Origin of the sequence: Providencia vermicola, assembly GCF_010748935.1 — a bacterium.
In the GTDB taxonomy this organism is placed as follows: Bacteria; Pseudomonadota; Gammaproteobacteria; order Enterobacterales; family Enterobacteriaceae; genus Providencia; species Providencia zhejiangensis.
Genome location: NZ_CP048796.1, coordinates 825,296 through 851,536, shown reverse-complemented (window position 1 = coordinate 851,536; position 26,241 = coordinate 825,296). Strand labels below are relative to the sequence as shown.

The following is a 26,241-nucleotide window of genomic DNA, read 5'->3' as shown; positions in this document are numbered from 1 at the left end:
AGAGTAGAGGTCATTATGGAGTTAATACGAGTTCCTGCTTTAAACGATAACTACATTTGGATTCTTACGGATGCTAATCAACAGTGTATCATTGTTGACCCCTCAGAGTCAGAACCCGTCCTCGAAATATTGTCAGCAAAAAAGTTGACTCCTATCGCTATCTTACTCACCCATCATCATAATGACCATACTGGCGGTGTAAAAGGTATTCTGAAAGTGTTTCGTGATCTTCCTGTTTTTGGTCCCCAAGAAACGCAAGTAAAAGGAGCGACAGAATTAGTCAGTGATGGTGATAGTGTCAAAATCGATAATTTTGATTTTAAAATTATCGGTCTACCGGGACATACACTTGGTCATATCGCTTTTTATCACGCTCCTTATCTCTTTTGTGGGGATACCTTGTTCTCAGGTGGCTGTGGCAGAATATTTGAAGGTACACCAGAGCAAATGTATCAATCAATCCAAAAAATAGCCGCCCTGCCCGATGAAACACTCATCTGTTGTGCACATGAATACACCCTATCTAACCTTAAGTTTGCGCATCATATTTGGCCTGAAAACCAACAAATTAGCCAATACCAAGAAGAAGTCGCCGCTAAACGCAGTAAACAGCAAGCTACTGTGCCAACCACACTCAAAACTGAACGAAAAATAAATATTTTTCTACAGTGCGATAATGCCGAGCTGCAAAACAAGTTAAATATAAATCAAGCAAACCCACCACTTAGGGCCGTTTTTACCGTTTTACGTCAATTAAAAGATCATTATTAACGTTTAATTATTGTCTTCTTTGTGTCGGATAAGTATTATTGTTCGACTTTTACACATAAAACAAAGAATATTGACACAATGAAGACAATAGCGACGATTATCGCCATTGTTCTGCTGGCCGGATGCCAAGCTTCACCACAAAAAACCAAGCAGAACAAGTCTTCAGCAAACCACACTATAGAAAGCGTTGCTCCACATAATCAGGCAGCAAGTAGACAAACCTCAACAATAGATAGCGATCTTTGGGGTTATATCAGTGATGAGCTGAAGATGGATATACCTGATAATTCAATCATCAGGGAACAAGCCAGCAATTATTATACAAAACAAAGTTTTCTCTACGATGTCACATTAAGGGCAGAACCTTATATGTATTGGATCGTAGACGAAGTCAATGCACGTAACTTACCAATGGAATTGGCCTTAATTCCTATTATAGAAAGTTCCTTCAATCCAAAAGCAACCTCTCCGGCACAAGCAGCAGGTCTTTGGCAAATTGTTCCTATCACTGCCCGCTCTTACGGATTAAAACAAGACCAGTGGGTCGATGAGCGTCGTGATCTCGTGACATCGACTAAGGCTGCTTTTGATTTGCTCGAAAATTTAAATATTATGTTTGGCCATGATTGGGAACTCACACTGGCTGCTTATAACTGTGGTGAAGGATGTGTGTTGAATGCGATCAAAAAGAACCAAGCCGCTGGATTACCGACGGATTTTTGGTCGTTGTCCTTACCAAAAGAAACTAAACAGTATGTCCCTAAAATATTAGCGCTCAGCCAAGTATTAAGAAACCCTGAAAGATATCAAGTCAAATTACCACGCAGTAATAGAAGTCGCGCATTAACTCAGGTTGATGTAGGGCAACAAATTACCTTAACCCAAGCAGCAGAATTAACAGGTATCTCAGAGGAATCACTAAAAACATATAACTCAGGTTATAAGCGTGGTGTAACATCACCAAATGGTCCTCATTATATTATGTTGCCTACGGCAAAAGCAGAGCAACTTAAATTATCGCTTTCTGACCAAGCCGTTTTAAATAATATTCGTACTGCTGTTGCTCAAAACCAACTTAAACGATCAGCACCACAAACTAATGGCTTTACTCATAAAGTTGTTAAAGGAGAATCGATCGCAAGTATTGCTAAAAAGTTCAATACCACCAGTAAGAGTATTAAACAACTTAATGGGATGAAAACGGCGAATATCTATCCAGGACAAACCCTTAAGATAAAAGGCAGTGCACCTGCATCAAATAAGCGTAAATCCAAAACGTATAAAGTAAAGAAAGGCGATTCTTATTATAGTATAGCCAAAAGACATGGAATTAAGCTCAATGATTTAATGAGTTGGAATTCTGGGGTCAAAATGGCAGATCTAAAGCCAGGCGTTACATTGAATCTTTACCTATAAAATAATTTTTCTTTATGTACCTACCGATTAATCGGTAGGTATTACTTATTTAGTACCAAAAATTAATTATACTTATCAATATTGATATCATATTCAATAGCCGTTAATACCAAACCTATATTGTTAAAAAAATATTTTAAGATTATTTTGCAGATCGCTTTTTAAGTTAAATTGATCGTGATTTTTTGTAAACAAACGAAAAGTACTGCTAATCTGATATAAAACTCCCCCAGAATTGTGTTTAATCGATATAAATAGCACAAAAAGGCCTAGGTATACTTTTATTTTTGAAAAAAAACACCAGTCAGGTGGTGACTTATGTAATAAAAGTGCTATATTATTAGCACAGCGAAAACTGTTAGCGCTGCTAGCCCGTATTTGAATATTACAGATATAATTATTGATAATTCTAAAAAACTACACCTATTTTTTACAATTTTATATAACCTAAGATATTGATTAATAAATACTTAAGTTAATTATCAAGGTGTGTTATTTAGTTTGTACTCGATTATTTTGATATAGAAATACACATAGCAAAGGTTAGTCTCGCCTGCGGAGGTGATTATGGATGAATATTCACCCAAAAATTATGATATATCAGAGTTAAAATACTTGTGTAACAGTTTGAATAGAGAAGCAATTTCAAGCTTACAGAAAACAAATACACATTGGATAAATGATTTAAGCTCACCACAAAGTGTACGGCTCAATGAGCTTATTGAACATATAGCCGCCTTTGTATGGCAATATAAGATCAAACATCCAAAAGATAATCTCGTTATATCATTAGTAGAAGAGTATCTTGACGAGACTTACGATTTATTCGGTAGTCCGGTAATAACGTTAAGTGAAATTATTGACTGGCAGAGTATGAATCAAAATCTTGTCGCTGTACTTGATGATGATTTAAAATGCCCTGCAAGCAAGACCTAAAGATATTATTCACCACTAAATAAACTATAACATAGCATGTTATAAAGATTTTTAATTATCAATAAAAGAAAGGGTATTATGACCAAAACTGATTATCTGATGCGTTTAAGAAAATGCACAACCATCGATACACTTGAGCGTGTTATTGAAAAAAATAAGTATGAGCTTTCTGAAGACGAGCTGGAACTATTTTACTCAGCCGCAGATCACCGTCTTGCAGAACTCACTATGAATAAACTTTATGACAAAATTCCAGCCTCTGTTTGGAAATTTGTTAGATAACTACTTATTAATATGCTCAGATAATAACTGGTTATAGCCGGTAATTTATTTTATCGGCTTAATGTGTGTATTGACTTTAATTTATTAATTATTACAAAAAAATATCACCATTCTACATAGACTTTACTTATCTAAACATAATCGTTGCCCACTAGATAGATTTAGCTTTTAATGCTTAAACAATAGTGCAATGTTTATTCATAAAAATTTGTAGCGCCCTATAAATAATGGTCGAGCTATCCCATTCGTCGCCAAAATGAATAATCCATAACTTACACTTGTATTATGAATATCATTTTTAGTTGTATATAAGACTAAAAAATAATAAGGGATAAATGGAAGAAAGATAAGTGAACGGCTTATGATTGGGTGGGAGCCCTGCCAGCGACATCCCGGCACACACATCCCCTGCCATGGCTGCTTCCTTCCGGACCTGACCTAGTTAACAAGTTAGCGTTGCGGGAGAACCAACAGAGCCCCCATTGATTGCTTCCTAAAAAGCAGGTGGCATTATGCTTGATGATGACTAAAATAGCAAGGAAAGTGCTGTTAAGTGCTGGTTTATTACACAATAGCAAATCACTATTAAGCTTGATAAAAATAGACTCAATTATTTCGTAGGCTCAAGTACTAATTGAATATTATTTGTGACGCCATCATTCATCACTATACTTTCAGCCTTTGAAACAAACCATAAATCACCATCAACAGACACCGTAGCTCTTAGCGCAAGATGTGCATTCTGACGTACTTCATCCTTTTGGTAGCTCAGTTCAAAAGGAAAGACAAATTGCTTCTCTTTTACTTGATAATATTTTTGCGCCAAAATCAAATCAGGTAACTCAGCGATAGAAATATCAGCTAAGGTCACCGTAATTAATGCATTTCCAGGCAATACCGTTTGTTGCGGGATAACCATTTGCCCCTTGATAACCTTCGCATCCACACTTTTTTTCGTTGGATGACTGTGATGACCTAACTTTGTCTCATTCGCTTTATTATTATTACCTTCACACCCCCCTAAAAAAGCCAACGCGATAAAGCTAATGATAAATAGGTTTAATTTCATAATAATTGCCTAAAAAACAATTTGTTATCAGAGGATATTTACATTATTTCATTTTAGTTGTAATTTTTAACCACCAAAGATCAGATTATAGCCAAAAATAACTATCAATAAAATACTATCTCAAAATGTAACTGCGCATATCAAGATATAAATTTCATAAAAAAGTCATATTCAGCCTAGGCAATAAGGTGTTTCAAGTCGCAAGCCGCTATCCTCATCACTTTGCGACGTAAAATCGATAACACAAAAACAGTCTACCTATTTTTATGTATTAATGGGAAAATACAATCATCTGATATTTATTAATCAATATTCAAGGTTGCTATGAGTCCAGAATTACAAAATTTAATCAGCCTATTAGAATTGGAAAAGATTGAAGAAGGTATTTTTCGTGGTCAAAGTGAAGATCTCGGACTACCTCAAGTTTTCGGTGGGCAAGTCGTTGGCCAAGCCATGTATGCGGCAGAACAAACCATTCCTGAAGATCGCTTAATTAATTCATTCCATAGCTACTTCTTACGCCCAGGTGATAGCCAGCGCCCAATTGTTTATGATGTAGAGATATTAAGAGATGGCGGCAGTTTTAGCACACGACGAGTCAGTGCAATACAACATGGTAAGCCTATCTTTTTTATGACGGCATCTTTCCAATCCCAAGAGGATGGATTTAACCATCAAAATTTAATGCCTGAAGTCCCATCACCAGAAACATTAATCTCTCAAGATGACATCATCCAGCGTTTGGCTGCTCAGTTACCCGAATCTGTTAAAAAGTATGCTTTGCGCCCAAACCCTTTTGAGTTTCGTCCAATCGAGTTTTATAGTCCTTTCGACACTCCCCCACAGGAACCGTTTCGCTATATTTGGTTTAAAGCGAAAGGGCAATTGCCTGATATTCCATCATTACATAATTATTTATTGGGCTATGCGTCTGACTATAATTTTCTCCCCGCAACGCTCCAACCACATGGCCGTGGCTTTATGGAGAGAGACTTACAGGTTGCCACAATTGACCATTCTATGTGGTACCACCGCCCCTTTAAAATTGATGACTGGCTACTCTATGCTATAGAGAGTCCTTCAGCCTCTGGAGGCCGTGGGTTTGTTAAAGGACAAATTTATAACCAAAGTGGGGAGCTAGTAGCAACAGCGGTCCAAGAAGGGGTGATCCGTAAAAGAAAGCCGCGTTAATTGGCAGGTAAACCAACGCAAGTACTCACTAACTAAATAGGGTAAGATAGAAGGCTCACCTCTTATCTTATCCTTTTATATTAAAACTCTATTCGTTCATGCGTCACAGCCCTTCATTATTATTGTGAGAAGAGTATTTTCCATGTTTGAATGGCAGAATCTATTGATCTGCCATTCTTATTGGGTATATATAATGTGAGTACTAACTAACATCATATAAATACAAGTTAATTATAAGCACTCTCACCATGATAGGTAATATCGAGTCCCTCTCTTTCTTGTTCAACCTCAACACGTAAACCTGTTAGTTTATCCGCTATCAAAAATGCCAAATAAGCGACAATTGCAGTCCAAATCACACAGATTAGTATGCTAAATGCCTGAACACCAACTTGTTTAAGCATTGTCACTCCCTCGGCATAACCTAACCCTCCTAATGTTGCAGAGGTAAATACGCCTGTTAATAAGCAACCAACTACGCCACAAACACCGTGTACGCCAAAAACATCACATACATCGTCGACTTTTAACCAACGTTTTAAAACGACCACCCCCCATAATCCAGCAACCCCAGATATTAGGCCTATTACCAATGCGCCAGCAATTCCAACCGTACCGGCTGCCGGTGTGATGCCGACTAATCCAGCTAAACAGCCAGAACAAGCCCCCAATAATGACGGTTTATCTCTAAACACCCACTCCGCAAGTACCCAAGATAAAATTGCGCCGGATGCCGCTACAACGGTATTAATAAAGGCCAAAGCTGCAATAGAATTCGCACTTCCAGCAGACCCAGCATTGAAACCGAACCAACCAATAAATAAGATCGCGGTTCCCATAAATACCATCGGCAAATTATGGGGTTTTATGGCTTCTTTTCCGAAACCCGTTCTTTTTCCAAGTAAGTAAGCACCAACAAGCCCAGCGACTGCTGCATTAATATGAACAACTGTTCCCCCCGCAAAATCCAGTGCGCCATCTTGGGCAAGTAATCCCCCGCCCCATACCATATGAGCCATAGGTAAATAAGCAAAAGTTGTCCAAATAAAAGCAAATATCAGTATGGCTGAAAATTTAATCCTTTCGCCTAAAGCACCAACCACCAGCGCAACCGTTAAACTGGCAAAAGCCCCTTGGAATGCCACATGAACAAATTGTGGGATCGTTGCTGCTAAGCTTTCGACGCTAATTCCTTTAAGCATAAATTGGCTTAATCCACCGAAAAAATCATTTCCTTCACTAAAGGACAAGCTATAACCATATATCACCCAAATGACCGAAACGAGAGCAAAAATAACCATCGTTTGAGCCATAAGTGACAATACGTTTTTGCTTCTCAGTAATCCGCCATAAAATAAAGCGATACCAGGAATGATCATAAATAAGACCAATGCAGTACAAACCATCATAAATGCATTGTCGGCTTTATCTACACCGTCCTCAGCAGCAAACACATTCACAGGAAAACTCGCTATAAATAACCAACATAAAACCTGAAACAATTTACTCATCGCTGTTCTCCTATAGTGCATCGTCTTGTTTCTCACTCGTGCGGATACGTATGGCTTGCTCAAGGTCGAATACAAATATCTTCCCATCGCCAACCTGGCCTGTATTCGCCGCTTTTTCTATCGATTCAATGACCTGTTCTGAAAATTCATCTGAAACAGCGACTTCGAGTCGCACCTTAGGTAAGAAATCCACCGTATATTCTGCGCCACGATACAGCTCAGAATGCCCCTTTTGACGACCAAAACCACGGACTTCAGTAATAGTCAGACCTTGTATACCTATATCTGAAAGCGCTTCTCTTACTTCATCCAACTTAAAAGGCTTAATGATTGCGATGATATATTTCATTTTCCCTCCGGATAATATGATCCCCTGCCGATTCAGCTAAAGGTGCGCGATAGCAACATCACTGATTGCAAAAACCTTAAGGCAAATAACATGCCAAAATTAATTAGGCTTATAATTCAAACAGTAATGGCAAAAAAAAAGCCACTCTCTCGAGTGGCTTTTTTCTTATGCATTAAAAGTGTGCAAAATAATCAGTTCAATATTGTTTCAGGCTCAACATCATCATGTAAATTGAGCGATTCACCAACCTGCTGAAGTTGATACATTTGGTAATAGCGCCCTTTTTGTTGCAGTAATTGAGTGTGCTTTCCTTTTTCAACAATTGCACCACGATGAAGCACAACAATTTGATCGGCATCGACTATCGTGGATAATCGATGGGCAATAACAACTAGCGTAGTTGTCTGGCGAATAATACGCAGTGCTTTTTGGATCGACTGCTCCGTTCCTGAATCAATATTCGCTGTTGCCTCATCAAGGATCAGTATTTTCGGTGTTACCACTAATACTCGCGCCATGGCTAACAGCTGTCTTTGCCCAACTGACAGTGTATTTCCTTGTTCACCCAATAATGAATCCAAGCCATCAGGAAGTAAACGAACGTGCTCAGCTAGCTGCACAGTTTCTAATACTTGCCAAACTTTTTCTTGTGTTACATCACGCCCTAACGCAACATTATCAAAGAAGGAAGCCGCGAGTACGACCGGATCTTGTTGCACCATTGCGATGCCATTACGTAAAACTTGGTGAGATAGAGAGTGTAACGGTCTACCATCGAGTAGGATTTCACCTTGTTGCCAAGGGTAATACCCCATAATTAGGTTTGCGATGGTACTTTTACCGCTTCCTGTATGCCCAACAAGCGCAACAAAGCTATTCTCAGGCACATGAAGATTAATATCTGTTAAGACTTTTTTATCTTCGCGGTAAGCAAATGATAAATCTTGAATATCGATAGCCCCTCCCTGTAATGGCTGTACATTCTCGCCATAACCTTGTTTCGGGCTATCCATTAACTCAAATACGCGTTCCCCTGAGACCACAGCTTGCTGCAACATCGATTGCTGGGAAGTCAGCTCAATTAATGGCTCATTTAAGCGGCCAAGGTAGTTGATAAAGGCATAGAGCACCCCCACCCCAATGGTCGCTGTACCATCAAAACCGAATAAAAGTAGCAATCCGCAAAGCACTGACGCGGAAATTAAACTTAATAGGGGACGCAATAACACCCCATCGAGTTTTAATGCTTTCATTCTCGCGAGATAGTGATCTTGGCTTGCTTCAAGCATTTTCTCACCAAATCGAGCTTGTTGGCGAAATTGCTGAATAACCGTCATGCCATTAATCACTTCATTAAATCCATTATTAATATCGGCAAGATAAGAACGCACTCGACGGACAATGGGTGTACTCAATTTTTGATAGATAAGCATCACGACCACTACCGCAGGAAAGATCATAATGGCGACCAAAGCCATACGCCATTCCAGAGTAAACATAGCAACTAACATGGCACAAATTAGCGCTAAGCTACGGAACACAGTGGGTACGACGGTCACAAATAGATCTTTAATGACCTCTGTGTCATTAGTCACGCGAGAAATAATTTGTCCTACAGGCTGTTTATCAAAAGCACTCAACGGTTGTCTTAACGCCGAATTCATAACATCGGTACGTAAAGTCTGTACAACACCTACCGCTGATTTATTGAATAAGATAGTTTGATAATAATGAAGAAGTGCTGCAATAACCTGCAATAGCACAAAGCCAACTGCTAGATATATTGTGAGTGGCATAATGATTTGTTTCTTGGCAACCATGTTGTCAATGAAATAACTAATCAACAAAGGTCCACTCACTTCGGCGGCCGCAGCAACCCATAGCATGATAATAGCCAATGTCATCGTACTACGATGCGCTTTTCCATAGCTTAGTAGACGTTTTAAGGCTGGCCATAGTGGTTTTTTCTGACTCATAAATCACCATCCAAAGCCGCTTCAATTTGTTGATAATGATACATATCTTTATACCAACCCGGTTGAACAGTGAGTGTTGAATGAATACCTTCAGACACAATACTTCCTTGGGACAAGACTAAAATATTATCAGCCTCAACTAATGCAGATAGACGATGTGCAGTAATAATCAATGTCTTGCCTTCACGCCAACGGCTCAAGTTTTGTAAAATAGCATGTTCCGTCTGCCCATCAACAGCCGAGAGAGCATCATCTAAAATTAAAATTTCTGCTTTTTGCAAAATAGCTCGTGCAATCGAGAGCCGCTGTTTTTGTCCCCCAGACAACATAACGCCTCGCTCACCAACCTGTGTTTGGTAACCTTCCGGTAACCTCAGGATATCATCATGCACGCAAGCAATACGTGCCGCTTCCTCAATTTGCTCTATTGTTGCTTGTGGGCTACCTAATGCGATATTCCCTGCCACAGTATCAGAAAATAAAAAAGGAGATTGATTAACAACAGCTAATCGACTTCGCCATTCATTTAAGCGAATCTCAGGCAGCGGCTTACCTTGGTAGTGGATTTCCCCTTCAGTCACATCGAATTGACGCTGAATTAATGCAAGTAGTGTTGATTTGCCTGAACCTGTTGGTCCGCAAATTCCCAAAAACTGACCGGGTGGGAGTGTGAAATGAATATCATGAAGCGCGACCCGTTCCGCTTCTGGATAACAAAACGCCTTAATATGCGCCTGTAATTCTCCTCTTTCGCCTAGAAGAGATTGCTGACCATCTTCAATGTCTATAGGTTCATCCAGTAAAGCACGGATACGGCTATAGGCTGCGCTACCACGTTCAACGATGTTAAACATCCATGCCAACGCTAGCATAGGCCAAATCATTAATCCCAAATACATGACAAAGCTAGTGAGTTCTCCGAGAGTCAGCGTGTCATGCAGCACCATCCAACTCCCCCCAGCGATAGCCAAGAGGTTTGCCATACCGATAGCAATAAAAATCGTCGGGTCAAAACGGGCATCAACTCTAGCGACATGCATATTGCGTCGACCCGCCTCAGTCGCGACTTGTTCGAACTGATTTGATTGATGATCCTCAAGGCCAAAAGCCTTTATCATGCGAATGCTGGTTAAGCTCTCTTGTGCATGATTATTTAATGAAGAGAATGCACCTTGAGCATGTTTAAATCGATGATGTAATTGATCACCATAACGTTTAATCACTAACGCCATAATAGGCATTGGAATCAATGCTAATAATGTTAGTTGCCAACTAATTTCCACGCTCATCATGACCAATACAGCACAGCCCATAACTAATGAGTCAACAAATGTGAGCACTCCTTCCCCCGCAGCAAATACCACTCGGTCAACATCATTAGTGGTTCGAGCAATCAAATCTCCTGTTCGGTATCTTTGATAGAAAGATTGATTTTGTAGACTTAATTGACGGTAAAATTTTTGTCGTAATTGCACCGCTAGCTTATAAGACGCACCAAATAACCAAATACGCCAGACATAACGAAGACCGTATACAACAACAGCAATGAATAACATCAATGCCACATACGACACTAACTGAGTTGTAGCCATGGTTTGATTGCTAATCCCATCCACAACGATCCCCACAAGTCGCGGTGGAACAAGCTGTAAGATAGCTATAATGATTAAAAAGCAAACCGCACCAACATAGCGTCGCCATTCACTCAAAAAATACCAGCCAAGTTGTGAAAATAATCGCACTGAATTACTGCCTTGAATAAGATTTAATATTTGCCATGGTGTGGCATCCTAATGGTGCAAATGCTTAAGAAAAATAGGCGTAATACCATTAATCAGGGATAGGTAACACCGTAGTATACTTGATTTTTTCCATTGCAAAACTAGAGGTTACATCAATAAGCCCATGAACACCATTAACTAACTTTTTATAAAATAAGTCATAGGATTTCATATCTTTGACTTCAACTTGCATAAGATAGTCATACTCCCCAGCCATGCGATAAAACATAAGTACCTCTGGAAGCTGACTAACAAAAGAAACAAATTGCTCATACCACTCGCTGTTGTGATGCTGAGTTTTAATCATCACGATAACGGTTAGGCCCAAGCCTAACTTTTCGCCGTCGAGTAACGTGACTTTACTCCGAATATATCCCTCATCTTCTAAGCGTTTTAGCCTTTTCCAACAAGGTGTTGATGTTAAATTCACCGCTTCTGCAAGTGCATTCAAAGATAGACTGCTGTCATTTTGCAGCAAGCGAAGTAACTTTTTATCTATCTTATCTAACATATTTGCTCTCTTAATATTTATAAAAAAATGTCACGGTTACGGCTATATAATAGAATTATTTTACCTAAATAGACTGACAACAGCATAAATAATTTATCAATCTGTGTTAAAAGACAAAAATACCGCTATCCATCAAAGGCTAGCACCATTAACATGGCGCTATAGCAACCTGTATATTCATTTTTGTTGGAGTAAGAGGAATATTTATGAAACGCGCTGTTGTTGTCTTCAGTGGTGGTCAAGACTCGACGACTTGCCTCATCCAAGCGTTAAAAACTTATGATGAAGTCCATTGTGTCACTTTTGATTATGGGCAACGTCATCGCTTTGAGATTGAAGTGGCCCAAAAGCTCAGCCATTCACTTGGAGCAACTGCACACAAGGTGCTTGACGTCACTCTCCTCAATGAACTCGCAGTGAGCAGTCTAACTCGTGATAATATTCCAGTGCCTGACTATCAAGAAAGTGAGTCTAGCGGATTACCCAGTACATTTGTTCCGGGGCGAAATATTCTTTTTTTAACGCTAGCTGCCATCTATGCCTACCAAGTGCAAGCGGAAGCCGTTATCACCGGGGTTTGTGAAACGGACTTCTCGGGCTACCCTGACTGTCGAGATGAATTTGTCACCGCACTTAATCATGCCGTCAATCTAGGACTGGCGAAAGACATTCGTTTTGAAACACCGTTGATGTGGCTAAATAAAGCGCAAACTTGGGCTTTAGCTGATTTTTATGGTCATTTAGACACAATACGACAAGAAACTCTGACTTGCTATAACGGCATACAAGGAGACGGCTGTGGAGAGTGCGCTGCATGCCATCTTCGCAGTAAGGGCTTAAACGACTACTTGAGCGATAAAGAAACTGTGTTATCTTCACTCAAAAAAATGACTAAACTCATCTAGTTACCTGAATATAAGGGGGCTAGAAAAGAGAACTCTTTCCGGCCCCCTTGAATGCGTTAAGCGTCAACAAACGCTTCAGCGTTAGCTTGTGACAACAATTCAAGTTTTTCGAGTAACTCACCATCAATACTAATGGCTTTATTTAACGATAAATCAATAAATACAAAAGTCACCATTGCATCAGAAACAACCTCTTTCTTTCCTTGCCGTTCACGAATTATTTGCTGATAACATACCGCACTTCTAGCACCAATTTTCTCAATACGTGTAGTCACGACTAATTCATCACCAATGACTGCACCATGAAAATAGTTCACATTGATATTAACCGCAGCCATTGTCAGCTTTTTCTTCAGGGCCCATCCAATGAAATCATGTTGCTCCATCCAAGCCCAACGATCTGACTCATAGAACTCAAGATAGCGTGCATTATTAACATGCTGGAAAACATCAATGTGGTAACCTCTAACTTTAATTTGCGTTGCCATAACTACTCCGACCAGTTGTCTCTGTTTACAAAAACATAACAAATAATTATGACTCTTGCTGAAATAATCTATTTTATGTGATACGCATCAAATTATTTATTTAACAAAATATGAGTAATACAAAAAGAACCTGTTCATAAACATGATTCATATCACCCATTTCACGGTATGAAGTGCTCACATATTAATGTGAGCACCCCACTTGTTATAAGGTCAATTTACTTCGGTTTTTTTCTAAAAATGCAGGCCCTATTCCACGCACCTCTAAAATATTTTCAATAGTATTAAATGCCCCATATGTATTTCTATACTCAACAATTGCCTTTGCCTTTTGTATACCAATACCATGAAGCTTTTTTGCTAATTCTTCCGCACTAGCCTGATTAATATTAACTTGGGCGATGTTATCGACACCCGCTGGTAATGTTTTTTCTTCTTGAAAATGTTTGTTTGTCATCGTCTTATCAGGCTCGATTTTTTTAGCTAATACGGCGTGTGAACACATCAACATCGAGGAAATGACGACGATACTCCCTAGTAACTGCTTTATAGATTTCATCCATGTCATTGGCTTTCTCCTGTTTTAAATTGAGATAGCACAATGCCAAAATCAAAAGACAAACGCTGTTTTCGCTTAACAGAAATAAGAAAGGCCACCCAAAGGTGGCCTTAAGATAGATTCAATTACAATTGTAATTGCGAACAGCGTCTCAAATTACTCGAGGTTCAATACTTCAACTTTGGCTTTCTCACGCAAGTTAAGCATCAACGCTTCATTTACCGCACTGCCCATCATACCTTGGTACTCTTTGGTCAGTTGGGCTAGCTCTTCATCAGACGCTTTACCTAGGATCACTTTATCAAGCTGAATAATGACTAAGTTATCTTGTGCATCTCGAGCCGTCGTATAAGTCACCTTACCTTCGCTTGGTTTCGCCATCGCCATTGCTGCACCAATAATTGGTGTTTGAGGCATCATACGAGAAACGGTTTCAGGAGCAGTAAACTTAACATTAGCAGCGCTCAATGCAGCCTCGCCTTTACCTTCTTTCAGTGCAGCGACTAATTTATCGCCTTCTGCTTTTAGCTCAGCATCTGCTTTTTTACGTTTAACTAATGCTTCGATTTGAGATTTAACGGTTTCGAATGATTCAGTTTGTTCCGGCTTATATTGGGTAACACGGACGACAAACGCACGGTCACCTTCAACATTAATCACATCCGAGTTAATCCCCGTTGAACCATTTTTATCCACTAAACGCTCACTAAATATTTCGTTAATGACTTTAGGGAAGTTTAAAGCGGCCGGTGGATTATTTTTATCAAACCAGTCGGTGGTTACCACTTTTAAGCCTGATACCTCTTCTACTGACGCTAAAGACTCATTGTCATTCGTCGCTGCTTCACTGACTTTTTGTTGCAAGTCATAAAACTGTTTAACATTTTTATCTTGCGTTAACGTCGTCTTAATCGAGTCTTTGACTTCATCGAAAGGTTTCGTGCTTTCAGGCTTAATATCATCTAAACGGAAGATAACAAAGTTTGAGCCAGACTTGATCGGCGCAGAAAGTTGCCCTTTCTCAGTTAATTTCGCATTCGCAATCTCAGCGGGTGTTGAGGCTTCTTCCATCCACCCGATCACACCTTTATTGCCGGCACTAAACTTATCCGTTGATTTCTCAGAGGCTAACACGTCGAATTGCGCCCCCGCTTTTAGCTGATCAAGGATTTCATTCGCTTCTTTCTCTGAAGCAACCTGAATCATACTGTAGTGGTTTTGCTGAGCCTGAGTATAATTTTTCAGATTTTGATCATAATAAGTTTTTATTTCTGCATCAGAAACGGTCAGTTCAGGTAGAGAAGCGGCATCAATCTCAACATAGCTGACCTGAACTTTTTCAGGAGAGATAAAACTGTTCTGATTCGCATTGTAGTAATCTTTTAATTCATCTTCAGTCGCAGTCTGTTTAGCTTCAATATCAGCTAATGACAGGGTCGCTGTACGAATTTCACGTTCTTGCAAAAATAATTCAGCGTAATTTTTCACTTCTGAAGGTAAAGCAAAGTCACTACCAGTAAATGCCTTAGCCAATTGAGCACGCACTAAATCAGTACGAATTTGCGCCGCGAAATTATCCGCATTGACATTGTACTGGCTTAAAATATTACGGTATTTTTCACTATCAAATTTTCCATTCGTTTGGAAAATCGACATAGCAAAAATGGCTCTTTCTATCTGAGCATCACTCGCTGACAGATTTAACTCATTAGCGTACTGATTGATTAATTCGTTATTAATCAAGTTATCCAAAGCTTGTCGGCGTAATAATTTCATGCTTTCTTCATTACCCGCAACTTCAGAAAACTTATCTCCCAAATATTCTTGTAAAGATTGACGCTCTTGTGCGAAAGCCTGTTGTAGTTGCTCCCTGCTAATTGGCTGCCCATTTACTTCAGCAGCATCATTACTTGTACCGCCAATCATGTAACCAGCAACCCCTGTCAGCACGAATGACAGGATAATGATAGCCAGTATCAGTTTGATAAAAGGACTGTTCACCTTCGTGCGTAGATTGTCCATCATAAAAAGGCTTAACTCCGCTTTGTTAAATTCAATTTCCTAATAATACGCTAATCTTAACTCAGATTGAAAAAAAAGCGCACCATTTCCATGATGCGCCTCTATATTAGCTGATTAATAATTTTCAGTCAGTGAGTGTTTTGAAAAAAAATAAAACAATCCCAAAATAAAACTGAATTAGCTATTAACTGCGTCTTTTAAACCTTTACCCGGACGGAAAGCAGGTACTTTCGCCGCAGCGATCTTAATCTCTTTACCTGTTTGTGGGTTACGTCCTGTGCGAGCGGCACGTTCACGAACGGTGAATGTACCAAAGCCAACTAAAGCAACATCATCACCTTTGCTCAGTGAACTAGTGACTGATGCAACAAACGCATCAACAACACGGCCAGCTGCAGCTTTAGAAATATTCGCTTCAGAAGCGATTTGATCAATCAGTTGAGACTTATTCACTCTTATCATCCCCATATTAGTTTTGACTATGATCTTAATTAGGCTATTAAGCTAATTAATGATGCAGCCGTTATATCAATCCTGAATGCCAATGGCAAGAGAACAGATTACATCCAAATAATTATCAGAATCATCGTTAAATTAGCGACGAAAAAAAAGGCTGACAACCCCTAAATAGGTTATCAGCCATACTTTTATGCAAACTTCTTGATTCAGCTCACTCTTTTTGACTTATTTTTTACAATTTCCACACCAAATGGCGGGTTCGCTAATGCCAAAGAGAGGACTTCCTCAATAGTTTTAACAGGGTGAATTTCCAAATCAGCAATCACATTTTCTGGAATTTCTTCCAAATCACGTTTGTTCTCAAATGGAATTAATACCGTTTTAATACCACCACGATGTGCTGCAAGTAATTTTTCTTTCAGTCCACCAATTGGTAATACAAGACCTCTTAGCGTAATTTCACCTGTCATTGCGACATCCGCTTTAACAGGATTACCTGTTAAGCAGGAAACTAAGGCCGTTGACATAGCAATACCTGCACTTGGGCCATCTTTCGGTGTCGCACCTTCAGGTACGTGAACATGAATATCGCGTTTCTCATAGAAATCGCTATTGATGCCCAGTTTTTCTGCTCGAGCTCGAACAACAGTCAACGCAGCTTGAATAGATTCTTGCATCACTTCACCTAATGAACCAGTATAAGTGAGCTTACCTTTACCAGGTACACAAGCTGTCTCAATCGTTAACAAGTCACCGCCGACCTCGGTCCACGCCAATCCGGTGACTTGACCTACACGGTTTTCCGTATCGGCTTGACCATAATCAAACTTACGAACACCTAAGAAATCCTTCAGGTTATCAGCATTAATTTCGATATGTTTCAGCTTCTTATCCATTAATAAGGACTTAACCGCTTTACGACACAGTTTCGAAATTTCACGCTCTAAACCACGGACACCAGCTTCACGAGTGTAGTAACGGATAATGCCAATGAGTGCACTATCATCAATCGTTAGCTCATTCTTTTTCAATGCGTTGCGTTGGATTTGCTTCGGCAGCAAATGCTGCTTAGCGATATTTAGTTTCTCATCTTCTGTATAGCCAGACAGACGAATAACTTCCATACGATCGAGCAACGGCGCAGGAATATTCATCGAGTTAGACGTAGCCACAAACATCACATCAGAAAGATCGTAATCAACTTCCAAATAATGATCGTTAAATGCGACGTTTTGCTCAGGATCTAACACCTCGAGTAATGCAGAAGCAGGATCACCTCGCATGTCAGAAGACATTTTATCAATCTCATCTAACAGGAACAGCGGGTTTTTCACTCCAACTTTTGCCATTTTCTGGATCAGTTTACCCGGCATAGAACCGATATAGGTACGGCGGTGACCACGAATTTCCGCTTCATCACGTACGCCACCTAATGCCATGCGAGTGTACTGACGGCCTGTTGCTTTTGCGATAGATTGACCAAGTGAGGTTTTACCTACCCCTGGTGGTCCAACCAAACATAGGATTGGGCCTTTGATCTTACTGACACGGCTTTGTACCGCCAGATACTCTAGGATACGTTCCTTAACACGCTCTAGGCCATAATGGTCTGTATCTAGTACTTCTTGCGCCTTAACAAGGTCTTTTTTCACTTTGCTACGAGCATGCCATGGTACCTGAACCATCCAATCAATGTAGCTACGCACTACTGTGGCTTCTGCTGACATTGGAGACATCATTTTTAGCTTTTGCAATTCTGCTTCAGCTTTTTCATGAGCCTCTTTTGGCATTTTTGCTTCTTCAATTTTGCGTTTCAGCGCTTCGTATTCATCGGGCGCATCATCCATTTCACCAAGCTCTTTTTGAATCGCTTTCATTTGCTCATTCAAATAATATTCGCGTTGGCTTTTTTCCATCTGCTTTTTGACACGGTTACGGATGCGTTTCTCAACTTGCAACAGTTCAGTTTCAGATTCCATCATGGCCATCAGGAATTCAACACGCTCAGCAACATTCGCCATCTCTAACACACGTTGTTTATCGGCCAATTTAAGTGGCATATGAGACGCTATGGTATCCGCTAATTTATCGAGTTGATCTTGTTCAATCGAATGCAGCGATGTCAAAACTTCAGGTGGAATTTTTTTATTCAGTTTAATATAGCTTTCGAACTGATTGACAATAGTGCGATAAAGAACCTCTTGCTCTTTTTCATCAAGAAGTTCTGCGACTTTAGCTTGAGCGCTATCTTCATTGTAAAAATCATCTGCATCTTCAGCTTGTTTCACAGCTTCAGGCTGCAAATATTCTGCTTGTGCTAAGAAATACTCGCCATTGTCAGTTAAGCTGCTTATACGCGCTCTTCTTAAGCCTTCAACTAATACTTTAACTGTCCCATCGGGCAATTTCAGCATTTGAATAACTGAAGCTACGGTACCAACAGAAAATAAATCATTAACCCCAGGCTCATCAGTTGAGGCCTCTTTTTGGGCTACCAGCATTACTTGCTTGTCATGATCCATCGCTGCTTCCAGACTGTGAATGGATTTTTCACGTCCAACAAACAGTGGGATCACCATATGTGGGTACACCACTACATCACGCAGAGGCAATACAGGTATTTCAATGCGTTCGGAACGCTCAGGATTCATAAAGCTCTCTCTTCGTTTAGCTTGCGCTAGTTTAAGGGTTTCCAACTATTGCTTAAAAAAGTGTATTTAAAAAGCAAAGAAACCACACTCAGAATATAAACTATATGGGGATAAGATTTTAGCATTCAATGGGTACTTGAAGATAAAAATGAAATGAGGGAGGAACCCTCATTTCACTCATAACTTGTCGTTGCTAAATCCTAGGCGTTAATTATCACCGGAGGCTTGAGCATCAGGTTTGCTGTAGATCAGTAATGGTTCTGATTGTTCATTAATGACATTTTCATCAACAACGACTTTTTCTACATTATCCATAGAAGGCAGGTCATACATTGTATTTAGCAATGCCGCTTCAACAATAGAACGTAAACCACGAGCCCCCGTTTTACGAGCCATTGCTTTTTTAGCAATCGCTTTTAACGCTTCTTCACGGAACTCTAATTCTGTCCCTTCAAGGCTAAATAGCGCTTGGTACTGTTTAGTTAGCGCATTTTTGGGTTCTTGAAGGATCTGAATAAGCGCCTCTTCACTCAATTCCGTTAAAGTTGCCACCACTGGCAAACGACCGATAAACTCAGGGATCAAACCAAATTTGATCAGATCTTCAGGCTCTGTTTGTGCTAACAATTCACCTTCAGTAATTTTCTCGGATTCGCCTTTAACCTCAGCAGCAAAACCAATACCTGAACGCGTATTTAAACGCTGACCGATCACTTTATCGAGCCCCGCAAAAGCACCTCCACAGATAAATAAGATCTTAGAGGTATCAACCTGTAAGAACTCTTGCTGAGGATGCTTACGACCACCTTGAGGTGGAACGGCTGCAATTGTCCCTTCAATCAATTTCAACAACGCTTGTTGTACCCCTTCACCTGAAACATCACGGGTAATTGAAGGGTTATCAGATTTACGTGAAATTTTGTCAATTTCATCGATATAAACAATACCACGTTGCGCTTTTTCTACATCGTAGTCACATTTTTGCAGTAATTTTTGGATGATGTTTTCAACATCTTCACCAACATAACCCGCTTCGGTTAAGGTGGTGGCATCTGCCATCGTGAAAGGCACATCCAAGTAACGAGCAAGGGTTTCAGCCAGCAATGTTTTACCGCTGCCTGTTGGGCCAATCAGCAAAATGTTACTTTTACCAAGCTCAACACCTTCGCTGGTTGTATCACCATTCCGTAATCGCTTGTAGTGATTATAGACGGCGACAGCCAATACTTTTTTCGCCTGTTCTTGACCTATCACATAATCATCAAGATGCTCTCTGATCTCATGTGGGGTAGGTAATGCACTACGCTCACGATGAGGAGCCAGTTCTTTGATCTCTTCACGGATGATATCGAGGCATAAATCGACACATTCATCACAAATATAGACTGACGGACCGGCAATCAGCTTGCGGACTTCATGCTGACTTTTTCCGCAGAAAGAGCAGTACAACAGTTTACCTGACCCCTCTTTGCGCTTATCTGTCATCAGTTGACCTCACTTATCGTCAATTTTCCCCCGTTTATTCACTATCTTGCGCGATAAAACGGAGGAATAAATTTCTTTGATATTAATTAAGTATGTATAAACCTTAGTTAATTAACGGCTAGTATAAATATGGTCAACCAAACCATACTCTTTAGCTTCATTTGCAGACAAGAAACGATCGCGCTCTGTGTCACGATTGATTTCTTCGACAGGCTTACCAGTGTGCAATGCCATTAACTCATTCATGCGCGCTTTCACTTTCAGAATTTCCTGAGCGTGAATTTCGATATCGGTCGCTTGTCCTTGATAACCACCGAGTGGTTGGTGGATCATCACGCGAGAATTTGGTAGGCAGAAGCGTTTACCTTTAGTCCCCGCAGCTAGCAAGAATGATCCCATAGAACAAGCTTGTCCCATACAGATCGTACTAACATCAGGTTTAATAAATTGCATTGTGTCATAGATGGACATACCTGCTGTAATCACGCCACCTGGGGAGTTGATGTAAAGCTGGATATCTTTTTCTGGGTTTTCTGCTTCCAAAAATAGCATCTGTGCGACAATTAAGTTCGCCATATGATCTTCCACCTGACCTGTCAGGAAGATAATACGTTCTTTTAACAGACGTGAATAAATATCGTATGAACGTTCACCCCGAGAGGTCTGCTCAATGACCATTGGCACGAGTGCCATTTGGGATGCTAGATTTTCCTGACCGCCAAAATATGACATCGAAATCTCCTATTAAAAACTTTCTGGTGCTTGCGCCTAAATTTGCTGTTTGTTCGACTTTTACGCATTCTAAGCAGCAAACAAACAGTTTGTCTTTAAAAATTATCTATCTCACATATTTTCACTGCTATCTCATTTGATTATTTCTTTGTGTTTAGCCTAAAGACCCTCAAAGAAGTGTGCATTAATGAGATGAATTATGCTGTAGAAAACAAGACTCACTGTAAAATAGTTTAACACAAGTCTGTAAGGATTCACGGATTTGTTCTGTAAGATTCACCCAGCCTAACAGCCGATATAATTAGAATATACAGCAACATTTATAATAAAATTAGGGCGAAAATGTTATTTTCAAGACTATCTTCGCTTGTCCTCTAAAAATTAGCTCGATATTAAGGTAGATACTCAGACACTCGAGGAACAAAAATCACGGTATACCTTGAACATAAGCGTACCACGCTATCAACCTAATCTGAGAGATGACGCCGATATCATTGACAAAAAACCCGCAGCATACGCCACGGGTTTTTTATTTATAACGCGGATAAAACGAAATTAACCAGCTTGAACTTGGTTCATCAGTTCATTGAAGTTAGTTTCTTTTTCAGTCACTTTAGCCACTTCCAGAATTTTCTCAACCGCTTGTTCTTCAAGAGCTAAGTTACGAACGCTATTCATCAGCTCATTGTTTTTGCTGTAGTATTCGATAACTTCAGTTGGATCTTCATAAGCTGAAGCCATTTCTTCAATCAGAACTTTAACGCGATCTTCATCAGCTTTCAGTTCGTTCGAATTGATCACTTCACCTAACAGTAGGCCGATAACAACGCGACGTTTCGCTTGTTCTTCGAACAGCTCACGAGGCAGTTCCATCGCTTGTTTCTCGTTACCACCGAAACGTTGTGCAGCTTGACGACGCAGAACATCGATCTCACCATCAACCACCGCAGTGGGAACTTCGATGTCATTCGCATTAACCAAACCATCCAGAACCTGAGCTTTAATACGGTTACGTACCGCATTTTTCAGTTCGCGTTCCATGTTTTTACGCACTTCCGCGCGCAGACCGTCTAAAGTGCCGTCAGCAATACCGAAACGCTTGATGAATTCTTCAGTGAATTCTGGCAGTTCACGCTGTTCAACTTTCTTCAGAACGATAGCAAACTTCGCTGCTTTACCTTTCAGGTTTTCAGCGTGGTAATCTTCTGGGAAATTAACTTCGATATCGAATTCTTCACCCGCTTTGTGGCCAACGATGCCATCTTCAAAACCAGGGATCATACGACCTTCGCCCATAACTAGTGCGAAATCTTCTGCTTTGCCGCCTTCAAATTCTTCACCATCGATTGAACCCGTGAAGTTAATTGTGATACGCGAATCAGCCGCTGCGGCTTCAGATGTTTCTTTCCACTGAGCTTGTTGTTTACGTAGCGTTTCCAGCATGTTTTCAAGATCTTCATCTTTAACAGTAACAACTGGTTTTTCTACTTCGATAGTTTCCAGACCTTTTAGTTCGATTTCTGGATAGACTTCGAATTCAACTGAGTAAACAAAATCTTTACCATCTTCCAGCATTTCAGGCTTGTAGCTAGGTGCACCGGCTGGATTGATTTTTTGTTCAATGATTGCGTTGATGAAGTTACGTTGCATCACATCGCCCAGAACGTCTTGCATAACAGACGCGCCGTAACGCTGTTTAACGATGTTCATTGGCACTTTTCCTTTACGGAAGCCATCAACACGTACTTTCTTCGCGACGTTAACCAGCTCGCTGTTTACTGCTTTTTCAATATCGGCAGCAGGAACGGTGATTGTTACACGACGCCCAAGGCCTTGAGTCGTTTCAACAGAAACTTGCATCTTCTTACCTCAAAAAAAATCTTAGTGATCGGTCTACTCCAGAGTTAAGCCATTAAATCATAATGACCTTCTCCCTTCCAGAACCGGGGGCGTTGCTTACACAACGGTCATCCCTGATATCAGAAGCGTCCCGAAACCTTACTGAAAATTAGACGCGACATTATACCGATGCAGATGCCCCGAGTCGAGAAAAGCTGATAAAAGAAGCGATTATTCCTCTTTATTTGTGACTTTTCCGACTAAAAAAAGCACTCCCCAAGCAAATTGGGGAAAAAACATACATCGATATTAATGCCAACATTCATAAAATGACATAAATCGTCTCATCATAATAACAGTCAAACAGCGAATCAATCAGCTGTTTATTTTACCGCCACCACGACAGGCGGGAGAATTCAGTGCCGTATCCGCTAAATTATGCCACTCTGAAGGGGTATAAGTATGTAGCGCTAAAGCATGGATACTTCCCGCTAATTCATCTGCCAAAATAGCATAAATTTCACGATGACGGCCAACCATACGTTTGTTTTCAAATTTTTCACTGACCAAAACCACTTTAAAGTGGCTTTCTGAGCCCGCAGGAACATTATGTTGATCGCTTTCATTGATCACTTCAAGATAAGCGGGTTCAAAGGCTGCATGCAGCTTTTGCTGAATATGTGATTGCATATTTAGCGGTGCATCAATCCCCATAAAAATCACTCCTTTGTTCAACCACCATTGACGTTTTGTTATCTTTTTTTGTAGTGATAGAGGACAATCGCGCTACAATGATATGATAACTACCACTTTGACGAATTTTTCTCGAAATGGTTGTCTAACCTTTCAGAAAACCCGTCAGGGTGAAACTATAACCCTAGTTAAATGTATAAGGGTTCGTTAGGTTGCACCATAACGGAACAACCCCAATTAGGAAAGATGAACTGGAAAAAATTATGTTAAGAAAACTTTGTTTTCCTCTTTTTGCACTATTTCTTCTAGCTGGTTGTGCAACAAGCAGTAATACTTTATCACTCGAACCCAAGATTACTTTGCCAGCACGAAATCCGACGCTGAATGCAACCGCAATTAGTGTTAGCAGCGTAGATAGTCGGCCTTCAAAAGCACTGACAGAAATCAACCGTAATGGAAGTTTGGTGGTGCTGTCCCCTTCCCGTGATCCACGCTATTTAATGCAAGAAGCGGTTGAAAAACAAATGGCTGCTCGCGGCTTCATGGTGTCATCTCCTGCCAATGTCAACTTGGTCGTTCAACTGAACCAATTAAACGCCCAAGTCAGTGAAGGCAGTTTACGCCATAATATTACCGTGAATTCTAGCGTAACGGTTACCGCAACAGCACCGAATGGTTCCACCAAATCACGGACATTCACACGTAATTACAATAACCAAGAATTACTGGGTGCTAGCAACGATAAAATTGAAAAAGCGATCAATCTTGCACTCACTGATCTGATCAACGATATGGCTAATGATCAAGAATTGACCCAATTTATCAAACAAAACGCTCGATAATGATTCGAGACGATGTTTTGTCATACATTAAGTGCCTATCTCTATAGAATAGGCACTTAATGAAACGGTGAATAGCGCCTTCACCATTATTCAATAACGGAAAGCCTTTTATTTAGCTCATAACCAATCATAGGAAGATTATGTCCCGTGCTTTTTTACCCAATTCAGTCATTTTAATCCTATTAGGTTTTGTATCCGGCCTTCCGTTAGCACTGACTGCTGGCACGCTACAAGCTTGGTTAACGGTTGAAAATATCGATATTAAAACGATTGGTTTTTTTTCACTGGTTGGTCAAGCTTATGTATTAAAGTTTCTTTGGTCTCCAATGATGGATCGGTATACCCCGCCCTTTCTTGGCCGGCGTAGAGGATGGTTACTGACCACACAAATCCTGCTTATTTTCAGTATCGGTGCAATGGGTTTTATGAATCCATCAGACCATCTATGGTGGCTAGCAGCGCTGGCTGTTATGGTCGCTTTTTGTTCTGCCTCACAAGATATTGTCTTTGATGCCTATAAGACGGACCTGCTCAGCGCGGAAGAACGAGGCTTTGGTGCCGCAGTCTCAGTGATGGGTTATCGCATCAGTATGCTGGTGTCTGGTGGGCTAGCATTATGGATGGCAGATAAATTCCTCACATGGCAACAACTTTATATGGTGATGGCAGGGCTGATGCTCATTGGTGTTTTTGCGACTCTGCTCGCCAAAGAACCAGAAGATAGTGGCACCCCGCCAACCTCACTGAAAGATGCGATTTATAAACCGCTTGCCGAGTTTTTTAGCCGCAACAATGCCTGGCTAGTCCTCTTATTATTAGTATTCTATAAGATGGGTGATGCATTTGTGATGGCGCTTAGTACTAACTTCTTATTGAGTGGCCTTGGCTTTACCTTAAGTGAAGTTGCTGCGGTCAATAAAACTGTCGGTATGGCAGCAACCATCTTCGGGGCATTGTTTGGCGGTTACCTAATGAAGAACATGAGCCTATTTAACGCCTTATTGGTGTTTGGTATTTTGCAAGGCGCCTCAAATATCGGCTATTGGTTCCTTGCGGTCACACCACCAAACATTATCAGTATGGGTTCAATCATTGTTATCGAAAATATTTTTTCAGGAATGGGAACCGCGGCGTTCGTGGCATTACTCATGACTCTATGTAATAAGTCATTATCTGCAACACAATTCGCTTTACTCTCTGCACTTTCGGCTATTGCTCGAGTGTATATAGGCCCTGTTGCCAGTATTGTTGTTCTTTCTTACGGCTGGCCAACCTTCTATCTGATTTCTATTATTGTTTCGGTGCCCAGTATTCTGCTCTTGCTTGCCTGTAAAACCTCGTTGAGCTATACGCAAACCACTGGGTTATTCCAACGCAGGGAGCTGTATCCACAAGCTTATAAAATTGCCGTTTATATCCTCTTAACCGCAATTGCTATATTAGCGCTATGGCTATTAACACTATTAGTTACCTCGTTTGCTACAGTCAAAATTTACTTATTCACCAATCAAATATCCCTTTGGCTTGCCTTACCTGAATATAAGAATTTCATTTTCAATACAGGCGCAAGTATTGGCGCACTCAGTTTAATCATTGGTGGCTGTCTCGACTTCTTTGCAGTACGCAAGATAGTTAAGAAATAAATTATTAACTCAATCAATCATCCCGAAGTGAAATTAATTCATTTCGGGTTTTTTCTTGACCTTTTAAATTAGATCTGACTAGCAAATTTTGATATCCCCACCTTCATAGCGTGATGCATATCACCTATTT

General features: G+C 40.3%; 23 protein-coding genes and 1 other RNA gene. 8 read left to right on the top strand and 16 right to left on the bottom strand.

Features of this window, described 5'->3' with window-relative positions:
- Window positions 1-15 precede the first annotated feature (15 nt).
- The 4 genes from gloB (at window position 16) to G3341_RS03630 (ending at window position 3,405) form a co-directional block, all read left to right on the top strand.
- Complete coding sequence (gene gloB / locus G3341_RS03645) at window positions 16-771, top strand: hydroxyacylglutathione hydrolase (protein ID WP_163860719.1); 756 nt, start codon at window positions 16-18, stop codon at window positions 769-771.
- A 78-nt stretch (window positions 772-849) separates the two neighbouring features.
- Window positions 850-2,187 carry a murein transglycosylase D gene (gene mltD / locus G3341_RS03640; RefSeq protein ID WP_154624041.1) on the top strand — a complete coding sequence of 446 codons (1,338 nt, stop codon included), beginning with the start codon at window positions 850-852 and terminating at the stop codon, window positions 2,185-2,187.
- Between the two features lie 567 nt (window positions 2,188-2,754).
- Entirely contained in the window at window positions 2,755-3,123 is a 369-nt protein-coding gene (gene tomB, locus G3341_RS03635; RefSeq protein WP_154635730.1) for an Hha toxicity modulator TomB, read from the top strand.
- A gap of 78 nt (window positions 3,124-3,201) precedes the next feature.
- Window positions 3,202-3,405 (top strand): HHA domain-containing protein, encoded by a 204-nt coding sequence (locus G3341_RS03630; protein WP_004927064.1) that lies wholly within the window; start codon window positions 3,202-3,204, stop codon window positions 3,403-3,405.
- Window positions 3,406-3,781: 376 nt separating this feature from the next.
- Here the strand turns inward: G3341_RS03630 and ffs are convergent.
- An RNA gene (gene ffs / locus G3341_RS03625) (signal recognition particle sRNA small type) lies at window positions 3,782-3,878 on the bottom strand.
- A gap of 137 nt (window positions 3,879-4,015) precedes the next feature.
- Entirely contained in the window at window positions 4,016-4,474 is a 459-nt protein-coding gene (locus G3341_RS03620) for a YbaY family lipoprotein (RefSeq protein ID WP_154622394.1), read from the bottom strand.
- A 324-nt stretch (window positions 4,475-4,798) separates the two neighbouring features.
- Here G3341_RS03620 and tesB point away from each other — a divergent pair, with 324 nt between their 5' ends.
- A complete protein-coding gene (gene tesB / locus G3341_RS03615; protein WP_154622395.1) occupies window positions 4,799-5,665 on the top strand; it encodes an acyl-CoA thioesterase II in 867 nt (288 codons plus the stop codon).
- Window positions 5,666-5,892: 227 nt separating this feature from the next.
- Here tesB and amtB read toward each other — a convergent pair whose 3' ends face one another.
- The 5 genes from amtB to G3341_RS03590 form a co-directional block, all read right to left on the bottom strand.
- On the bottom strand, window positions 5,893-7,176 hold the full coding sequence (gene amtB / locus G3341_RS03610; protein WP_154622396.1) for an ammonium transporter AmtB: 1,284 nt from the start codon (window positions 7,174-7,176) through the stop codon (window positions 5,893-5,895).
- A 10-nt stretch (window positions 7,177-7,186) separates the two neighbouring features.
- Entirely contained in the window at window positions 7,187-7,525 is a 339-nt protein-coding gene (locus tag G3341_RS03605) for a P-II family nitrogen regulator (RefSeq protein WP_154622397.1), read from the bottom strand.
- A 191-nt stretch (window positions 7,526-7,716) separates the two neighbouring features.
- Window positions 7,717-9,501, bottom strand: a complete 1,785-nt coding sequence (locus G3341_RS03600) for a SmdB family multidrug efflux ABC transporter permease/ATP-binding protein (RefSeq protein WP_154622398.1) — start codon at window positions 9,499-9,501, stop codon at window positions 7,717-7,719.
- Entirely contained in the window at window positions 9,498-11,243 is a 1,746-nt protein-coding gene (locus G3341_RS03595) for a SmdA family multidrug ABC transporter permease/ATP-binding protein (RefSeq protein ID WP_163860718.1), read from the bottom strand. The genes G3341_RS03600 and G3341_RS03595 overlap by 4 nt, the downstream gene beginning before the upstream one ends.
- 88 nt (window positions 11,244-11,331) lie before the next feature.
- On the bottom strand, window positions 11,332-11,793 hold the full coding sequence (locus G3341_RS03590) for an Lrp/AsnC family transcriptional regulator (RefSeq protein ID WP_163860717.1): 462 nt from the start codon (window positions 11,791-11,793) through the stop codon (window positions 11,332-11,334).
- 206 nt (window positions 11,794-11,999) lie between these two features.
- Here G3341_RS03590 and queC point away from each other — a divergent pair, with 206 nt between their 5' ends.
- Window positions 12,000-12,698, top strand: a complete 699-nt coding sequence (queC, locus tag G3341_RS03585) for a 7-cyano-7-deazaguanine synthase QueC (RefSeq protein ID WP_154622400.1) — start codon at window positions 12,000-12,002, stop codon at window positions 12,696-12,698.
- A gap of 56 nt (window positions 12,699-12,754) precedes the next feature.
- Here the strand turns inward: queC and G3341_RS03580 are convergent, their stop codons facing one another.
- From G3341_RS03580 to bolA, 9 genes are all read right to left on the bottom strand, one after another.
- Window positions 12,755-13,186, bottom strand: a complete 432-nt coding sequence (locus G3341_RS03580; RefSeq protein ID WP_154622401.1) for an acyl-CoA thioesterase — start codon at window positions 13,184-13,186, stop codon at window positions 12,755-12,757.
- 205 nt (window positions 13,187-13,391) lie between these two features.
- Window positions 13,392-13,754, bottom strand: coding sequence for a ComEA family DNA-binding protein (locus tag G3341_RS03575; protein WP_163860716.1), 363 nt, complete (start codon window positions 13,752-13,754; stop codon window positions 13,392-13,394).
- Window positions 13,755-13,901: 147 nt separating this feature from the next.
- Entirely contained in the window at window positions 13,902-15,770 is a 1,869-nt protein-coding gene (gene ppiD / locus G3341_RS03570; protein ID WP_163860715.1) for a peptidylprolyl isomerase, read from the bottom strand.
- Between the two features lie 174 nt (window positions 15,771-15,944).
- Window positions 15,945-16,220 (bottom strand): nucleoid-associated protein HU-beta, encoded by a 276-nt coding sequence (hupB, locus tag G3341_RS03565; RefSeq protein ID WP_196713809.1) that lies wholly within the window; start codon window positions 16,218-16,220, stop codon window positions 15,945-15,947.
- A 212-nt stretch (window positions 16,221-16,432) separates the two neighbouring features.
- Entirely contained in the window at window positions 16,433-18,877 is a 2,445-nt protein-coding gene (lon, locus tag G3341_RS03560) for an endopeptidase La (protein ID WP_154622405.1), read from the bottom strand.
- A 207-nt stretch (window positions 18,878-19,084) separates the two neighbouring features.
- Complete coding sequence (gene clpX, locus G3341_RS03555) at window positions 19,085-20,362, bottom strand: ATP-dependent protease ATP-binding subunit ClpX (protein WP_154622406.1); 1,278 nt, start codon at window positions 20,360-20,362, stop codon at window positions 19,085-19,087.
- Between the two features lie 111 nt (window positions 20,363-20,473).
- Window positions 20,474-21,094 (bottom strand): ATP-dependent Clp endopeptidase proteolytic subunit ClpP, encoded by a 621-nt coding sequence (clpP, locus tag G3341_RS03550; protein WP_154622407.1) that lies wholly within the window; start codon window positions 21,092-21,094, stop codon window positions 20,474-20,476.
- A 555-nt stretch (window positions 21,095-21,649) separates the two neighbouring features.
- A complete protein-coding gene (gene tig, locus G3341_RS03545; protein WP_163860714.1) occupies window positions 21,650-22,954 on the bottom strand; it encodes a trigger factor in 1,305 nt (434 codons plus the stop codon).
- A gap of 354 nt (window positions 22,955-23,308) precedes the next feature.
- Window positions 23,309-23,647 (bottom strand): transcriptional regulator BolA, encoded by a 339-nt coding sequence (gene bolA / locus G3341_RS03540; protein ID WP_154622409.1) that lies wholly within the window; start codon window positions 23,645-23,647, stop codon window positions 23,309-23,311.
- A gap of 242 nt (window positions 23,648-23,889) precedes the next feature.
- Between bolA and G3341_RS03535 the strand changes: the two genes are divergently transcribed.
- Both G3341_RS03535 and G3341_RS03530 read left to right on the top strand, forming a co-directional pair.
- Window positions 23,890-24,468, top strand: coding sequence for a YajG family lipoprotein (locus G3341_RS03535; RefSeq protein ID WP_154622410.1), 579 nt, complete (start codon window positions 23,890-23,892; stop codon window positions 24,466-24,468).
- A 140-nt stretch (window positions 24,469-24,608) separates the two neighbouring features.
- The gene (locus G3341_RS03530; protein ID WP_163860713.1) at window positions 24,609-26,111 is read left to right on the top strand and encodes an AmpG family muropeptide MFS transporter; all 1,503 of its coding nucleotides are present in this window, start codon (window positions 24,609-24,611) and stop codon (window positions 26,109-26,111) included.
- Window positions 26,112-26,241: the final 130 nt, after the last annotated feature.

What these genes read in the sequence shown, in the direction of transcription:
- gloB (WP_163860719.1), top strand. Translation starts at nt 16, where the DNA reads ATGGAGTTAATACGAGTTCCTGCTTTAAACGATAACTACATTTGGATT.
- mltD (WP_154624041.1), top strand. Translation starts at nt 850, where the DNA reads ATGAAGACAATAGCGACGATTATCGCCATTGTTCTGCTGGCCGGATGC.
- tomB (WP_154635730.1), top strand. Translation starts at nt 2,755, where the DNA reads ATGGATGAATATTCACCCAAAAATTATGATATATCAGAGTTAAAATAC.
- G3341_RS03630 (WP_004927064.1), top strand. Translation starts at nt 3,202, where the DNA reads ATGACCAAAACTGATTATCTGATGCGTTTAAGAAAATGCACAACCATC.
- G3341_RS03620 (WP_154622394.1), bottom strand. Translation starts at nt 4,474, where the DNA reads ATGAAATTAAACCTATTTATCATTAGCTTTATCGCGTTGGCTTTTTTA.
- tesB (WP_154622395.1), top strand. Translation starts at nt 4,799, where the DNA reads ATGAGTCCAGAATTACAAAATTTAATCAGCCTATTAGAATTGGAAAAG.
- amtB (WP_154622396.1), bottom strand. Translation starts at nt 7,176, where the DNA reads ATGAGTAAATTGTTTCAGGTTTTATGTTGGTTATTTATAGCGAGTTTT.
- G3341_RS03605 (WP_154622397.1), bottom strand. Translation starts at nt 7,525, where the DNA reads ATGAAATATATCATCGCAATCATTAAGCCTTTTAAGTTGGATGAAGTA.
- G3341_RS03600 (WP_154622398.1), bottom strand. Translation starts at nt 9,501, where the DNA reads ATGAGTCAGAAAAAACCACTATGGCCAGCCTTAAAACGTCTACTAAGC.
- G3341_RS03590 (WP_163860717.1), bottom strand. Translation starts at nt 11,793, where the DNA reads ATGTTAGATAAGATAGATAAAAAGTTACTTCGCTTGCTGCAAAATGAC.
- queC (WP_154622400.1), top strand. Translation starts at nt 12,000, where the DNA reads ATGAAACGCGCTGTTGTTGTCTTCAGTGGTGGTCAAGACTCGACGACT.
- G3341_RS03580 (WP_154622401.1), bottom strand. Translation starts at nt 13,186, where the DNA reads ATGGCAACGCAAATTAAAGTTAGAGGTTACCACATTGATGTTTTCCAG.
- G3341_RS03575 (WP_163860716.1), bottom strand. Translation starts at nt 13,754, where the DNA reads ATGACATGGATGAAATCTATAAAGCAGTTACTAGGGAGTATCGTCGTC.
- ppiD (WP_163860715.1), bottom strand. Translation starts at nt 15,770, where the DNA reads ATGATGGACAATCTACGCACGAAGGTGAACAGTCCTTTTATCAAACTG.
- lon (WP_154622405.1), bottom strand. Translation starts at nt 18,877, where the DNA reads ATGAATCCTGAGCGTTCCGAACGCATTGAAATACCTGTATTGCCTCTG.
- clpX (WP_154622406.1), bottom strand. Translation starts at nt 20,362, where the DNA reads ATGACAGATAAGCGCAAAGAGGGGTCAGGTAAACTGTTGTACTGCTCT.
- clpP (WP_154622407.1), bottom strand. Translation starts at nt 21,094, where the DNA reads ATGTCATATTTTGGCGGTCAGGAAAATCTAGCATCCCAAATGGCACTC.
- tig (WP_163860714.1), bottom strand. Translation starts at nt 22,954, where the DNA reads ATGCAAGTTTCTGTTGAAACGACTCAAGGCCTTGGGCGTCGTGTAACA.
- bolA (WP_154622409.1), bottom strand. Translation starts at nt 23,647, where the DNA reads ATGGGGATTGATGCACCGCTAAATATGCAATCACATATTCAGCAAAAG.
- G3341_RS03535 (WP_154622410.1), top strand. Translation starts at nt 23,890, where the DNA reads ATGTTAAGAAAACTTTGTTTTCCTCTTTTTGCACTATTTCTTCTAGCT.
- G3341_RS03530 (WP_163860713.1), top strand. Translation starts at nt 24,609, where the DNA reads ATGTCCCGTGCTTTTTTACCCAATTCAGTCATTTTAATCCTATTAGGT.